The sequence below is a fragment of the Neorhizobium puerariae genome, assembly GCF_042429745.1.
In the GTDB taxonomy this organism is placed as follows: Bacteria; Pseudomonadota; Alphaproteobacteria; order Rhizobiales; family Rhizobiaceae; genus Neorhizobium; species Neorhizobium puerariae.
Genome location: NZ_JBHMAA010000015.1, coordinates 413,610 through 428,670, shown reverse-complemented (window position 1 = coordinate 428,670; position 15,061 = coordinate 413,610). Strand labels below are relative to the sequence as shown.

Genomic DNA, 15,061 nt, shown 5'->3' with positions numbered 1-15,061 from the left:
ATCCGAACATCGACCCGAAGAACGATTCCGGCTTGGTGCCTTAAACGGACACGTCATACTGGCCGGGAAAATTGCCGGTCAGGTAGTAGGTCGCCTGCGCGCGGACGATGGATTTGAACTGCAGCACGATCTGCATTGCCTCATCATCAGGCACGAGAAGCGCCAAGCGGAGCGTCGCCCCGGACATATGGAACATCACCAGCAGCGTTCGGAGATAGTTCTCCCGCAGCGATTCACGAACGAACTGCTCCGTCGCCCCGTAAAACACCTCCGCCTGGAAGCGCGTTTCCACGATGTCCAGATGGGCCAGGGTCTTGTCGGCCTGGATTGCATTCAGAAGGTCCTGCGTCGACGGTTCCTGACGCATCTTGTAGTAGTAGAGGTCGAAGAGCGCCGCCGTGGCATCCAGGGCATCGTCGGCCGTCGCGATCCTTTCGGTCTGTTCCGTTATGAACGAACGCACCTCCTCGACATAACGCTCGTAGAGCATTGCAATGATGGCGGATTTGTTCGGGAAATATTGATAGACCGAGGCGATCGGCCCGCCGGAAAGGGCCGCGATTTCTTTCATGGTCACTGCATCGATACCTTTGCGGCCGATCAGTTCCATGGATACCTTCAAGATTTCATCGATGCGCTCACGGCTTCTTTCCTGTTTCGGTATCCGGCGAAGGGAGCCCCGCCTCGGCCCTTGCGTCGAATCTGGCATCCGCAAACCGTCTCCTAAACCACCTGCCAATCGATGCGTTCCACGGGGCCTCGGAGCTTCCGAAATCCTCGCGAAATTGCATAAACACAAAAAGTGTTTGTTTATACGGCGGCCGAAGAGTTTCGGATCATAAGCCACGAAAATTTTTTAAGAATACTTCCTAACCGCCATTCAAGACATGGCGCTCGGAAAATATGATTATGAATCACATTATTTCCGCCTACCATAACTTGGCAAGCGCATCGAAAGCCTTGTCGACGATGCCGTTCAGGTCTGCGTCGATGTCGACGGTCACCACGCCCGCCTCGCCTTCCGGGCTCTCCAGCGTGGCGAGCTGGCTCTGGAGCAGCGATGCGGGCATGAAATGGCCGGTGCGTGCGCCCATCCGCTCTTCGAGAACCTTGCGATCGCCGGTGAGGAAGACGAAATACAGCGTGCCCGCGCTCGCCTGCCGCAGGCGATCCCGATAGGCCTTCTTGAGCGCCGAGCAGGAAAGCACGATGCCTTCATTGCGTTCGCGCGCCCCGGCAAGTTCTGCACCGATCAAATCGAGCCAGGGCCATCGATCGTCATCGGTCAATGGAATGCCCTTCTCCATCTTCGCGACATTCGCCGCCGGATGCAGCTGATCCCCCTCGACGAATGCGCAGCCGAGACGCCCGGCGAGCAGCTCGCCGACCGAGGTTTTCCCCGATCCGCTGACGCCCATGACCACGATGGCAACCGGTTCATTCAAGCTCATGGCCAGCACTCTTCCCGCATTCCTCGATCAGCAACCGTTATCCGCCTTTGCCGAGGGCATACAAGCCCTTCGGTAAGCGGTTGTCCACAATCCTCAGCGCTGTCGGGCTTCCTTGCCAAGCACCAGCGGCATCAGGGCCGACAGGAACATCAGCCTCAGGACATGGTGCGCACCGACATAGGTAGGGTCGGCCTGCAGCATCACGGCCATGGCCGACATGGTTTCCAGCCCGCCCGGGGCGAATGCGATCAATGCCGCATCCAGCGGCACGCCGGTCAGGTGAGAAACGCCCCCGGCGATTGCCGCGGCAAGCACGGTCACCACCACCGTCACCACGCCGCCCGCGACGAAGGCCAAACGCAATTCGCCGACCGATACGCCGCAGAAACGCGTGCCGATGACCGAGCCCAGAATGACATAGGTCGGGAGCAACAGCCAGTTCGGTACGCCGCCACTGACGAAGCCTGTCACATGCGTGCCGATCGATATCACCACACCGCCCAGGAGCAGCGCCGCCGGCAACCGCCACCGCAAGAAGAGGATGCCGGACAGGGCCGACACCGCAAGCGTCGCGACGAGGACCGGCACGCTCATGGACCGGGCCTGCAGGGCAGGTCCGGTACTGGCAAGACCGAAGACGCTGACGATGAGCGGCGTGGTGATGGTCAGCGCCAACACCCGCACGCTCTGGGCGACGCTGACGGTGCGCAGGTTGCAATGCGTTTCGGCGGCAAGGCTCAGCACATAACTCAGATGGCCGGGCGATGAGGCCAGAAGCGCGGTGACACGGTCATAACGGAAGAAGCGTTGCAGCACCCAGCAACTGACATAGAGCAGGACGACGACGGCGACCGGCACCATGACGAAGCTCAGCGGCCAGGTGCGGGCCGCGACGATCACCTCCGGCGTGACGCTGGTCCCCATCGACACGCCGATGATGACGAAGCAGATGTTCCGCACGTCGGACGGCACCGCCAGTTGCAGGCCGGCAAGTCCGGCGATGGTGATGGCGACGGCGGGTCCGATCAGATAGGGGGCCGGAAAGGCGACAGCGATGGCAGCCAATGCGCCTGCGGTTCCGATCAACGCAGTCAGCGCAAAAGCGCGCAATTCGGAAGACGACATTCTCGATATCCTGAAGGCGCAGGACAGAAAGGCCGGGGAAGCCCAAACACTCGCCCCTTCTATTGCAAATGCGGGGGAGGTCAACCTTTTCGACGCATTCGGGAAAAACAAAAGGCGCCGCCTCCGAGGCAGCGCCCTTCAAGAAACCGGCTGGCGGATCAGGCCGCCGGCGCCGTTACCTTCGGCATGTCCAGCGTATCGAGGCCGAGCAGGAAGTTGATCTGCGGGCGCGCCTTCACGAGGTCGTCGATCGTATATTCCGCGAGCACGTCGAAGAAGGCGTTGAGCGCCTTGCGGAGCGCCGAATTCAAACCGCAGCTATCGACCAGCGGGCACTCCACGACGCCGTCCTCGAAGCACTCCGCCATGGCGAAGCTGTCTTCGGTGACCCTTACGACGTCGAAAAGCGTGATGCGATCGGCGCTCCGGCCAAGCCTCACGCCGCCATTGCGGCCTCGCACGGTCTCCACCAGGCCGGCCTTGTTGAGCGGCTGGAGGATCTTGAAAAGAAAGAGTTCCGAAACCCCATAGGCCCTGGCGATCTCGGGGATGCGGCTCAGATGGCCTTCATTGGCAGCACAGTACATCAGCATCCGGACTGCGTAATTGGTCTGTTTGGTCAAGCGCATGCTGGTCTCCCAAGACTCGTACTATCCTTATATAGAAGCTTCGCTAGTTTTGAACAATTCCAAAATAAGAAAATCGTGATCAGGATTTCCAGCCTGCCGGACACCGCCCATTGACGCAAGACAAAATTCATGACTTTGTCCATCAACATTAAACAACCATAAGGAGGATTTTCGATGAAAGCCCGCTCAACGACCCGGTTTTCCATACTTCTGGCTGTATCCACGCTGGCCGGCGCGACGTCGGCAGCGGCTGAAGGCGAGGTCAATATCTATTCCTATCGTCAACCGGATTTGATCAAGCCGCTACTCGACACCTTCACGAAGGAGACCGACATCAAGGCCAATGTCCTTTTCCTGGACAAGGGCCTTGTCGAGCGCATCCGCGCGGAAGGCGCCAATTCCCCGGCCGACGTGATCATGACAGTCGACATCGCCAGGCTGATGGAAGCGAAGGAAGGCGGAGTGACGCAGCCCGTCGCCGACAATGGCGCGATCAACAAGGACATTCCCGCCAACCTGCGTGACCCGGCCGGCGAATGGTTCGGGCTCACGACACGCGGCCGCGTCGTCTATGCCTCCAAGGACCGCGTCACGGACACGGCCATCACCTACGAGGGACTCGCCGACCCGAAGTGGAAGGGCAAGATCTGCATTCGCGACGGCCAGCATTCCTACAATATCGGCCTGATCGCCTCCATGATCGCCGTACATGGCGAGGACTATACGGAGAAGTGGCTGACGGGGGTCAAGAACAACCTCGCCCACAAGCCGAGCGGCGGCGACCGCGACCAGGCCAAGGCCATTCTTGCCGGCGAATGCGATATCGCCATCGGCAACACCTATTACGTCGGCCTGATGCAGACCAACGAGAAGGAGCCGGAACAGAAGAAGTGGGCCGAAGCCATCAAGGTGATTTTCCCGAACTCCGCCGATCGCGGCACGCATGTCAACATTTCCGGCATGGCGCTCGCCAAGAATTCGCCCAACAGGGCGAATGCGTTGAAGCTGATGGAATTCCTGGCATCCGGCGAGGCGCAGAAGATCTATGCCGAGCAGGTTTACGAATATCCGGTGATGCCGGGCGCCGAGCCTTCGGCGGTGGTAAAATCCTTCGGCACGATCAAGCCGGACTCGCTGGCGCTTGCAGACATCGCCGCCAACCGGAAAAAGGCCTCCGAACTGGTCGACAAGGTCGCATTCAACGAAGGCCCGGAAAGCTGAGCCGAAGCGACATATCGAGAAGGATCAGGGCCGGCGAAAGCCGGCCTTGATGCATCAGGCATCTGTTCTTACGCATGTCGTTATCGCAAAACCGCCGCACGTTCTTGCGCGGCACGCCTGGGGCAGAATGTATCGCCTCAGATAACGTCCAATGTAAACGCGACCCAGGTCGGAACCATGACGATCACCAGCGCAACGAACAGGCCAAGGCCGAGCTTGGTCAGTTGCGCGCGGCGGGCGCGCTTCGCATCCCACTCATATACCATGAACTGAACTCCCCACTCCTACTCCGCCGGCTAAATTAGTTCAGCCTTGGGAGACGTCAATATCCCATACATTAGACATATCTACCTTGCGCCAGACCGACTTTTTAGCTCATTCGCATATTCGCGGATATCCTGCTGCCTCTGCGGCGTACCGGGATGGCTTGCAAAAATGCTCGCATCGCCATGGTCACCGAGCTTTTCCTCCAGCACGGAAAAAAAGCGGGCAAGCGCTGCGGGATCGTAACCTGCCGCCTGCATCAACTCCACGGAACGCCGGTCGGCCTCCGCTTCCGCCGAGCGGGAATAGGACAAGGCCAGCAATGCGCCACCCTGGGTGAGAATATCCTCGACGCCCGAGCCGACATCGCCGGCGATCAGCATGACCAGCGCCGCGACGCCGGCCGCCCGATAGAGCTGGCGCAGGCTGTGCTCGCCCTCGACATGGGCGATCTCGTGACCGAGCACGCCGAGGATCATCTCCCGGTCGCCATCGGCGAGCTTCACCAGGTCGTCGGTCAGAACGAGGCTTCCATCCGGCAGCGCAAAGGCATTGGGACCGATCATGCCGCCATCGCGGAAATTCAGCTTATAGCCCCCCTCGCCGCCTTTCGAGCGGGCAGCCAGCTTGGCAAATCCCTCGGAAATCGCCTTCTGCTCCTCCTCCGGCAAATCCGACGGCTCGAAAACGGTCCTGTCCAGCGAAGCGAGCGTTCCCGCGCCGATCATCTGCGGCACGAAGGGCGGCGTGACCAACACGGCAACCTCGACCAGAGCCGGCACGGCAAAGCGGTAGATGGTTGCCGCAAGCAGGATGACAGCGATCGTCATCGCTATGAGACGCGGATGGAATTCTTCCAGCCGGTGGACGAGGCCGCCGCGCGACCCGCGCCGTCCGCGCAGATAGGCGTCGATCCGGTCGTTCTCGCGGGTTTCCAGAACGGAGCCGTCCGGAAAGGTCAGCCGGCGGGGGATGGAGCCGACCCGGGGGCTGATATCGATCCTCTCCAACACCGCCGCGGCCAGAACGGCACCCTCGCTCTCCGCGACCAGCCGGCCGTTCTCCTCCTTCAGCGTTGCCGGTATCGCGCGGCTCGAATTGGCCGGATGCCATTCGCCTTCCGCAATGAAGCCGGCCTCAGAAGCCAAAATCGAACCCTTCCATGTCCATGTATTCCGCACTGATGGCCGCACCGCTCGCCTCGATCGAGGAAAGAACCTCACCCGGATCGCCGTTGACGCGAATACCCGCGTGCTCGTTTGTGTAGCGGGCCATGCGCACCGCCGCCCAGGGGCGCATGAGGCCGAGCGTGAGGAATGTCACGATGACATTGGTGATAGCGATCCAGGCGTAACGCGTCCGCGACAGATCGCTCATCAGTTCATGACGCCCATCGAGTCTTGCGGACGACCAGACGACGTTTCGCACACCAGCCCGGTAAAAGAGCCCGGCCAAGCCATAGAGGATGAAGGCGGCAAACACGACCAGATAGATCGTCGCGACGCCGATCGCGGTGAATTCCTGTTCCGTCAGCTCGGCATCCTGGGTCGCCGCGCCGATGCCGACGGCGCCGACAATTGCGATGAAGCCAAAGACGAGGCCACCCAGAAGCACCATGAGAGCAGGCACCAACCACACCCGATAGAGCGCACCCAATCGCGGTTCGGCGGAAAACGGCCGGTCGCCATAGCGGAAATTGTTGAAGACATAGCGCCAGAGCCAGCGGCTCGCGAGCGGTGCCAGAATGCCGAACGATATGAACGCGACCAGGCTGCCGAGCAGGACCGAAACGAAAGCGCCGCCGGCCGTGCCGACGAAATCGAAACGGACGTTGCGATAGCTGGTGACACGGGCATTGAAACGCAGGCTGCGCTTGATGAGCCACGGCAACGCGATGAGGATCAGGACCGTCGTCACGATCGAGAAAAGCGGATTGATCGCGGCCAGAAGGTTGACGGCGATCAGGAAGGCGATGACGATGAGCCGTCCGATGAAGATCTGCTTGCCCGTTGCGTGATATTCGAAGGCCCGGCCGAGGATGACCGTGTTACCGTAGAAATAGCGCTTGCGCCGCACCTTCGCCCAGGCGGAATAGATGCCGACGGTAACGATCGTCAGAAGAATGTTGACGATCCAGATGCCGAAATATTCGCTGGCGCTGCCGGTGAAGGATGCACGCTCGAACTGAGCCGCTCCCACCGCAGGCGGCGTTCTTTCTGCCACTGCCATGGTGACGATATCCCCTATCCAAATGCCTGCGGGACGGCATGTCGATCCCGAATCCCGGGATGATCTTAAGGCGCGGAGATGTCATTTCAATCGTTACGACAGGTATTTAGCCAGTTCTCAACCGCTGAAAGCAGAAAGGCCTCCCAAAAGGAGGCCCTTCGTCAGATCGTGTTGACCGGTTTCACTTCATGACCGGCATGACGAATTCCGCGCCGTCCTTGATGCCCGACGGCCAGCGAGCGGTGATCGTCTTGGTCTTGGTCCAGAACTTGATCGAATCCGTGCCGTGCTGGTTGAGGTCGCCGAAGCTCGAGGCTTTCCAGCCACCGAAGGAATGGTAGGCGAGCGGCACCGGGATCGGCACGTTGATGCCGATCATGCCGATATTGATGCGGCTGGCGAAATCGCGGGCCGCGTCGCCATCGCGGGTATAGATGGCAACCCCGTTGCCGTATTCATGCTTCATCGGCAGCGACAGGGCTTCCTCATAGTTATGGGCGCGGACGACGGACAGGACCGGACCGAAGATCTCGGTCTTGTAGATATCCATTTCCGGCGTCACATGGTCGAACAGCGTGCCACCGACGAAATAGCCGTTTTCATAACCCTGCAGCTTGAAGCCGCGGCCGTCGACAACGAGTTTGGCTCCCTGCGCGACCCCGCTGTCGATCAGGCCGTTGATGCGGGCCTGGGCTTCCCTGGTGACGACCGGGCCCATATCGGCCTTCTCATCGGTATAGGGACCGATGCGAAGCGATTCGATCTTCGGCGTGAGCTTCTCCACAAGCCGGTTGGCCGTCTCTTCGCCGACCGGAACGGCAACGGAAACCGCCATGCAGCGCTCGCCGGCCGACCCGTAACCGGCGCCCATCAGCGCGTTGACGGCCTGGTCCATGTCGGCGTCCGGCATGATGATCATATGATTCTTGGCGCCGCCGAAGCACTGGGCGCGCTTGCCGTTCGTCGCCGCCGTGCCATAGACGTAACGTGCGATCGGCGTCGAGCCGACGAAGGACACGGCGCCGATATCCGGATCGGCCAGGATCGCATCGACAGCCGCCTTGTCGCCGTTGACGACATTGAGGATGCCTGCGGGCAGGCCCGCCTCGATCATCAGTTCGGCAAGCCGCAGCGGCACGGAGGGATCGCGTTCGGACGGCTTCAGGATGAAGGCATTGCCGCAGGCGATCGCTGGCGCGAACATCCACATCGGGATCATGCCGGGAAAGTTGAACGGCGTGATGCCGGCACCGATACCGACGGGCTGGCGGATCGAATACATGTCGATGGCCGGACCGGCGCCCTCGGTGAACTCGCCCTTGGAAAGGTGCGGAATGCCGATCACGAATTCGCAGACTTCAAGGCCGCGGACGATGTCCCCCTTGGAATCCTCGATCGTCTTGCCGTGTTCGCTGGAAAGCAGGAGGGCAAGCTCGTCCATGTTCTGGTTGAGCAGATCGACGAACTTCATGAAGACGCGGGCGCGACGCTGCGGGTTGGTGGCGGCCCATTTCGGCTGCGCCTGCTTCGCGTTCTCCACCGCGGCCCGGATTTCCGAAACGCTGGCAAGCGAAACCTTCGCCTGAACCTCGCCGGTTGCGGGGTTGAAGACGTCCGACGTGCGGCCGCTGGTGCCGGCGACGTGCTTGCCGCCGATGAAATGTCCGATCTCACGCATGGGTATGCTCCTCCTTGCCTTGCTTGCCGGATTTTTCTGGATAGGCCGAGGATACTCTCAGAATTGCACAAGGCAACGCCGTAGTTTACGCATCCGTTGTGCAAATTTCGACATTGGAGCCGCAGATGAACTGGGATGACGTGCGCCTGTTCCTCGCCGTGGCCCGCACGGGACAAATCCTTTCGGCCTCCCGGCGGCTCGGCATCAACCATGCGACGCTCGGGCGCCGGGTGACGGCGCTGGAGGAGGATCTCCGCACCCGGCTCCTCATCCGCCGGACCAACGGCTGCGAGCTGACGGCCGAAGGGGAGACATTCTTCCGTGCCGCCGAACGCATGGAAACGGAGATGCTGGCGGCGCAGGCCAGCACGGGCCGGATCGACGCGGCGATCGCAGGCACGGTGAGGATCGGCGCTCCGGACGGGTTCGGCGTCTCCTTTCTCGCCTCGCGGCTGGGGCGGCTGACGCGGCTGCATCCGGAACTCAAGCTGCAGCTGGTGCCGGTGCCGCGATCGTTTTCCCTCTCGCAACGCGAGGCCGATATCGCCATCACCATAGAACGGCCGGAACAGGGGCGGCTCGTCTCCTCGAAGCTGACCGACTACACGCTGGGCCTCTATGCCTCGAAAGCCTATCTGGCCCAGGCGGGCACGCCGCGAACCGTCGAAGAGCTGAAAAACCATCCGCGCGTCGGCTACGTGGAGGACCTGATCTTCTCGCCTTCCCTCAATTTCACCGGCGAGGTGATGCGGGACTGGGACGCAAGCTTCGAGATCTCCAGCGCCATCGGCCAGACGGAGGCAGTGCGCTCCGGCGCCGGCATCGGCATCCTGCACGACTACGTGGCCCGGCAACATTCGGAGCTTGTCCGCGTGCTGCCGCAGATCGTTATCCGGCGCTCCTACTGGACCACCTATCACGAGACGACCCGCGACCTGATGCGGCTTCGCACGGTCGTGGAATTTCTCAGGGAACTGGTCGACGAGGAAGGGGATATCTTCGTTTGGAACGAGACGGACCGGAGGGCTCGGGACGAGCGCGAAAGGCCAGAGGGAGGAAAGGCCGGCCGCCCAAAGCGGCCGGAAACCTGAAAATCAGGCGGGAAGAAATGTGGAAACCGGAACCTGCAGGGCTGCCGCGATGCGCTTCAGCTTGGCAGGATCAGCATCCGTGCCATTTTCGATGCGAACGATCTCGTCGCTGACGAGGCCGGTCGTGACGGCAAGTTCCTCGATACTATAACCCACGGCACGGCGCGCTTCGGCAACGGCGGAAGCGATGTGCTGCGGAGAAAACTGAGTTCCATTCGCGGATGCGAAATTATTGATAGAAATTGTCATGCTCATGACTCTCCTTCTGGAAAGGCCTGCCGGACGAACCGGTCAGGTGAAGGGGGGGCGACTGCCCAAGACGCAGGTGTCCAAAAATTTAGGCACCTGCTGCCCCAAAGATAGGCATACTGACGATCGTGACAAGATCACATACTGCAGTGCACAAAAATGTGTTCGATTTCGGGTAGAAAGATGGCGACGCGGGAAAAAGCGTCTATTTCAAGGTATTTGAATGGAAATGGTACGGTTGAGTGGGGTCGAACCACTGACCTCAGGTGCCACAAACCTGCGCTCTAACCAACTGAGCTACAACCGCATGAAAAACCGCCGGAGCGGTATTTCGGGTCACATACGGCGATCGGACTCTTTTTGCAAGCCCCTTCCCGCAAATAGAAGAGGCCGGAGCATGCCCCGGCCCTCCTCTCGAAAATCGAGCCCGGGGATCAAGCGGCCTTGAACGTGGCCATCACCTTCTCGGCGGCATCCTTGCCCGGCTTGGCGACGTCTTCGGCGATCTTGCGGGCGGTGTCCTGAAGGGACTTGGCCTGCTCGACGGTGACTTCGGCCTGTTTGCGGATGAACGCGGTCTGCAGTTCGAGCAGTTCGGAAACCGACTTCACACCGAGCAGCGCTTCCATGTGGGAGAGCGAGAGGTCGGCATTCGTGCGGATCGCATCGATTGCCTTGAGGCCGAGTTCGACGGAGCCGGCCTGGGCGGACTGCAGCGTGGTTTCCACCGTCTTGGTGGCTTCCTCGGCGGCGGTCTTCATCTTGGCATAGGCCTCGCGAGACTGGGTAGCGCCCTTTTCGGCGAAATCACGGAAGCTTTCGGTCAGCTTGGCCGGGTCGAAAGCAGAGAAGGAAAAGATATCATCTGTCTTGTATGCCATCGCTTCAGGTCCTCATTGGCGTTTTCTTCGGCAGAACCGAAGATCTCATGCCTTTTATATAGCCGATCCCATTGTGCATTGCAATATCATTGTGCGCTGCACAATAAATAAATCGCCGGAATTAACCCTGTTGAAGGTTTGGCCACCGCCGCTCTCGACCCGAAGCCGGGGGAGGGTTATTAACAATCCGTTAAACCCCGCAGAAATACGGTCACAAAAGCCCTGTAGGTTTCGCCTATGTCCGCAGTCCAATATCCGTTTATCGATATTGCCGTACACGAGCGTGTCCGCGCCCGTTTTGCCGCGGGCGAGGCGATCGTGCTGTTTTCACCGGATATGAAGAGCCCGCTCTGGGCGAATGGCCGCGGTGCGGACCTTTTCGGCTTTGCGTCCATCTACGATTTCCTGGACCAGGGGCCGAACCGCGTCGACATCGTCTTCCGGCAAACGGAAGCAACTGCACGCCAGCTCGCCGCAGTCGGCGACATACGCCATTTCACCATCCGCATCGCGTCCGGTTTTCAGCGCGTTCCGGTGCAGGCGGCCTGCGAGCTCATCCAGGTCCAGGGCGAGAACGCGGTGCTGTTCAGCGCACCGGTCGAAAAGGGACGGCTCTCGCCGGCTGCCTGTGCCGCCCGGATGATCGAAGGGTTCGATGACCCCGACACGCACATGGCTGTGATCGACGAAAACGGCGACGTCCTTGCGGCTTCCGCCGAGTTCCCGGGTCTCGGCGTCACTGCCCAGACGGCAAAGATGCTGGCGACGATGGCCGGCAGCGACCCGAGCCGGCTTGTCAAGCGGCCGATCCCGACTGCCAAGGGTTATCTGCCGGCCGCCATCGGCAAGCTTTCCAGCGAACCGGCGCTGCATCTCTTGTTCACCGTCGAAACGGCGCATGGCCAGGTTGAGACTCCCCTGGCGGAGGAGCCGGCCGGCCCCGCCGCAGGCCAGGATGGCGACGAGGACTTCACGGTGGAAGCCGTGCCGATCGATGCCTATGCGGACGCCATCGCCGCGGTCTCCGAAATCGAGGAGACGGACGAGCCGGAAGAGGAAATCACGCTCGAAACCGGCGAAATGCCGGAAACCTTCCAGCCTTTGGCCCGACCGGAGGAACCCGTGACGGAGACGGCAGCCGAGGCTGTTTCCGAGGCGCAGGCCCTGCCGGCTGTCGAAGACATCGCAGAAACCCCAGAGCCCTCCGAAGAAACCGTCATGAACGCGGAACAGGAGGAGGCCTCCCTCGGTGAGGAGCCGGTGGCCGCAGGCGAGGACGAGGGCACCGCCACGGCGGCCACGGCCGCATCCGAAATCCCGGCCGGGGAAGCCCCGGGACCGGAATCTTCGGCCTTTGTCTTCCGCCGCGACGGCCGCGCGACGCGGTTTGTCTGGAAGATCGATGCGGAAGGCCGTTTCAGCGAGGTATCCAGCGAATTCGCCGATGCGGTAGGCCCACATGCGGCCGATATCAACGGCATGGCCTTTACCGATCTCGCGTCGCTCTTCCATCTCGATCCGGAAGGCAAGATCGCCGAACTGCTCAAAAAACGCGATACGTGGTCCGGCAAGACCATCTGGTGGCCGGTCGAGGGCACGCGCCTCGTCGTGCCGGTCGATCTTGCAGCCTTGCCGACCTATACGCGCACCCGCGAATTCGACGGCTTCCGCGGCTTCGGCATCGTGCGCATCGGCGACGCGATCGAGGACCCCAACGCGGTCGGCCTCACGCTGACCCCTGCCGGGCCGGAAGATATCGCCGGGCCGGAGGCGGTTTCCGCTCCTGAATCGGGTGGAGACCTGCAGGCTTCGCCTGGCCCGCAGGCGGAGGAGGCAGCGCTCTCGCTTCCCGAAGAAGCCGTATCGGAAGAGACGGACACCGAAAAGGCGGACACTGAAGAGGTGCAGCCCATCGAGACCACCGAAGCATCGGCCGCTGACGAGGATGCCCTCATCAGCGAGGCCATCGCGGAAGAGCGGTCTTTCGCAGAGCCTTCCCCGGAGGGGTCGGAAGCTCCAGCGCCGGATGGCAAGGCCCCTTCCCTGCTCGACTGGCCGGAGGGCGAACGCCCGGCGCTCCAGATCGTCAGCAATCCGGGCCGTCGCCATTCCGACAAGGTCATCCAGCTCGAGGAGCGCCGCTCCAATCGCCGCGATGGCCTGACGCCCGTGGAACAGGCGGCGTTTCGCGAGATCGCCCGCCAGCTCGACAATTTCGTAGGCCGCCGCGACGAAGAGGCGGACGGGCCCAAGAAATCCGACGCCGACCAGACTGCTCCGGCCACAGCCGATGCCGGAGAAACCGTGCAGGCGGAAGAACACGACCTGATCGCGTCCGAAGACCTGACCGCTTCCGAAGACGTGGCCGCGTCCCCGGCGGATCTCGCCCCGCAGGCTGAGAACGCATTCGAGGCGCAGCCCGCCCTCGAAGCAGAGGAAGAGGAAATCTCCGAAACCGAGGCCGAAGCTTTCGCGGAAGCGGCAAACGAAGCCTTTGACGACATGCCGCCCGCGCCGGCCGCGAGCGATGAACCTGCCGAAGAGCCCGCCGCATCGCAGCCGGAACCGTCCGACCGCGAACTCCTGCACCAGATGATGCCAGTTCGGGAACGCATCGGCCTTTCGGCGGAGATCGTCGACCAGATGCCGGTCGCGCTTCTCGTCCATAACGGCGACCTGCTGATCCACGGCAATCCAGAATTCCTGCGGCTTACCGGTTATGCTTCCATCGATGACCTGACGAAAGTCGGCGGGCTCGACGCCCTGCTGCAGCGTCAGGACCTGGAGGGCAAGACAACGGAAGCCGGCGGCATGGTCGTCGTGCGCGCCGACGACGCCGTGGTGCCGGTAACGGCTCGCCTGCAATCCGTCCGCTGGGACGATTCGACCGCCTTGATGCTGGCGCTGATGCCGGTCGCGACGGAAAACCCGGCCGCTGCCGAAAGCGGGCAGACGTCGGAGGTCATTCCGCTGCGTCCTCTTCGCCCCGCCGATCAGCTTGCCCGGCTGCAGGTCGAAGTGGAGGAACTGCGCGCCATCCTGGAAACGGCCACCGACGGCGTCGTGATCATCGGCTCGGAAGGCGATATCCGCTCCCTGAACCGTGCCGCGAGCGCGCTCTTCAACTACGACAACGAGGAAATCAACGGCAAGCCTTTCGTGACGCTCTTCGCGCATGAAAGCCAACGCGCCATTCTCGATTATCTCAACGGGCTTTCGGGCCATGGTGTCGCGAGCGTGCTGAACGACGGCCGCGAAGTGATCGGTCGCGAAGCGTCAGGCGGGTTCCTCCCGCTTTTCATGACGATCGGCAAGCTCACGTCCTCCAACGGTTATTGCGCCGTTATCCGCGACATCACCCAGTGGAAGCGGACGGAAGAGGAACTGCGCACCGCCAAACGCGCCGCCGAGACCGCGAATGCTCACAAGAGTGAGTTCCTCGCCCATGTGAGCCACGAGATCCGCACGCCCCTCAACGCGATCATCGGCTTTGCCGACATGATGGCCACCGAGCGCTTCGGGCCGATCGGCCATCCGCGCTATGTCGAATATGCCAACGATATCGGCCGTTCCGGCCGGCATGTGCTCGATATCGTCAACGACCTGCTCGACATATCCAAGATCGAGGCGGGCGAAATGGAACTCGACTTCGCCGCCGTCAGCCTCAACGAGACCGTCTCGGAAGCCGTCTCGCTGGTGCAGCCGCAGGCGAACAGCCAGCGGGTGATCATCCGCACCGCGCTTTCACATTCCGTGCCGCAGGTCGTCGCCGATCTTCGCTCGATCAAGCAGATCGTGCTGAATATCCTGTCGAACGCGATCCGCTTCACGCCATCGGGCGGGCAGATCGTCGTTTCGACAGCCTATGAGACGAATGGCAACGTGGTTTTGCGCGTTCGGGATACGGGCATCGGCATGACCCGCTCGGAACTCGAACTCGCCATGCAGCCGTTCCGGCAGGTGGCGGGCAACGCCCGCAAACGCGGCGACGGCACGGGGCTCGGCCTGCCGCTGACCAAAGCGATGGTGGATGCGAACCGCGCCGCCTTCTCGATCACGTCCGCACCCAACGAGGGTACTTTGGTGGAAATCACCTTCCCTTCGCCGCGGGTGCTTGCGAACTGACCGCACCGTAGGTAGCACTCCTCCAAGAAAGAGGAGTGAAATTTGCAGGTTTCCACATCTTCCCAGCCCGTGCCGAGAGCGCGTCAGCCGCGCCAGCCGCTCTCCTGGGTGGCGGCGG

At 61.7% G+C, this 15,061-nt stretch carries 12 protein-coding genes, 1 tRNA gene and 1 pseudogene; 3 read left to right on the top strand and 11 right to left on the bottom strand.

Features of this window, described 5'->3' with window-relative positions:
• Nucleotides 1-40: 40 nt before the first annotated feature.
• From ACFFP0_RS15350 to rirA, 4 genes are all read right to left on the bottom strand, one after another.
• Nucleotides 41-709 carry a TetR/AcrR family transcriptional regulator gene (locus ACFFP0_RS15350; protein WP_377262263.1) on the bottom strand — a complete coding sequence of 223 codons (669 nt, stop codon included), beginning with the start codon at nt 707-709 and terminating at the stop codon, nt 41-43.
• Between the two features lie 220 nt (nt 710-929).
• Nucleotides 930-1,451, bottom strand: a complete 522-nt coding sequence (locus ACFFP0_RS15345) for a gluconokinase (RefSeq protein ID WP_377262261.1) — start codon at nt 1,449-1,451, stop codon at nt 930-932.
• 93 nt (nt 1,452-1,544) lie between these two features.
• Nucleotides 1,545-2,576: an AbrB family protein gene (locus ACFFP0_RS15340; RefSeq protein ID WP_377262259.1), complete on the bottom strand. Its 1,032-nt coding sequence runs from the start codon at nt 2,574-2,576 to the stop codon at nt 1,545-1,547.
• Between the two features lie 158 nt (nt 2,577-2,734).
• The gene (gene rirA / locus ACFFP0_RS15335) at nt 2,735-3,205 is read right to left on the bottom strand and encodes an iron-responsive transcriptional regulator RirA (protein ID WP_377262257.1); all 471 of its coding nucleotides are present in this window, start codon (nt 3,203-3,205) and stop codon (nt 2,735-2,737) included.
• A gap of 174 nt (nt 3,206-3,379) precedes the next feature.
• Here rirA and ACFFP0_RS15330 point away from each other — a divergent pair, with 174 nt between their 5' ends.
• Nucleotides 3,380-4,426, top strand: coding sequence for a Fe(3+) ABC transporter substrate-binding protein (locus ACFFP0_RS15330; protein ID WP_377262255.1), 1,047 nt, complete (start codon nt 3,380-3,382; stop codon nt 4,424-4,426).
• Between the two features lie 137 nt (nt 4,427-4,563).
• Here ACFFP0_RS15330 and ACFFP0_RS15325 read toward each other — a convergent pair whose 3' ends face one another.
• From ACFFP0_RS15325 to ACFFP0_RS15310, 4 genes are all read right to left on the bottom strand, one after another.
• Nucleotides 4,564-4,692, bottom strand: a complete 129-nt coding sequence (locus ACFFP0_RS15325) for a hypothetical protein (protein WP_377262253.1) — start codon at nt 4,690-4,692, stop codon at nt 4,564-4,566.
• A gap of 81 nt (nt 4,693-4,773) precedes the next feature.
• Entirely contained in the window at nt 4,774-5,838 is a 1,065-nt protein-coding gene (locus ACFFP0_RS15320) for a M48 family metallopeptidase (RefSeq protein ID WP_377262251.1), read from the bottom strand.
• Nucleotides 5,828-6,919, bottom strand: coding sequence for a YjgN family protein (locus ACFFP0_RS15315; protein WP_377262249.1), 1,092 nt, complete (start codon nt 6,917-6,919; stop codon nt 5,828-5,830). Before ACFFP0_RS15315 ends, ACFFP0_RS15320 begins: the two co-directional genes overlap by 11 nt.
• Before the next feature lie 181 nt (nt 6,920-7,100).
• On the bottom strand, nt 7,101-8,597 hold the full coding sequence (locus ACFFP0_RS15310) for a CoA-acylating methylmalonate-semialdehyde dehydrogenase (protein WP_377262247.1): 1,497 nt from the start codon (nt 8,595-8,597) through the stop codon (nt 7,101-7,103).
• A 125-nt stretch (nt 8,598-8,722) separates the two neighbouring features.
• On the opposite strand from ACFFP0_RS15310, the pseudogene ACFFP0_RS15305 reads away from it, so the two are divergent.
• Nucleotides 8,723-9,601: pseudogene (locus ACFFP0_RS15305) on the top strand (LysR family transcriptional regulator); the annotation flags it as partial.
• Between the two features lie 90 nt (nt 9,602-9,691).
• Here the strand turns inward: ACFFP0_RS15305 and ACFFP0_RS15300 are convergent.
• The 3 genes from ACFFP0_RS15300 to ACFFP0_RS15290 form a co-directional block, all read right to left on the bottom strand.
• The gene (locus tag ACFFP0_RS15300) at nt 9,692-9,937 is read right to left on the bottom strand and encodes a helix-turn-helix domain-containing protein (protein ID WP_377262245.1); all 246 of its coding nucleotides are present in this window, start codon (nt 9,935-9,937) and stop codon (nt 9,692-9,694) included.
• A gap of 230 nt (nt 9,938-10,167) precedes the next feature.
• A tRNA-His gene (locus tag ACFFP0_RS15295) sits at nt 10,168-10,244 on the bottom strand.
• 127 nt (nt 10,245-10,371) lie between these two features.
• Nucleotides 10,372-10,818, bottom strand: a complete 447-nt coding sequence (locus ACFFP0_RS15290) for a phasin (protein WP_377262242.1) — start codon at nt 10,816-10,818, stop codon at nt 10,372-10,374.
• Nucleotides 10,819-11,055: 237 nt separating this feature from the next.
• On the opposite strand from ACFFP0_RS15290, the gene ACFFP0_RS15285 reads away from it, so the two are divergent.
• Nucleotides 11,056-14,943, top strand: coding sequence for an ATP-binding protein (locus ACFFP0_RS15285; RefSeq protein WP_377262240.1), 3,888 nt, complete (start codon nt 11,056-11,058; stop codon nt 14,941-14,943).
• Nucleotides 14,944-15,061 lie beyond the last annotated feature (118 nt).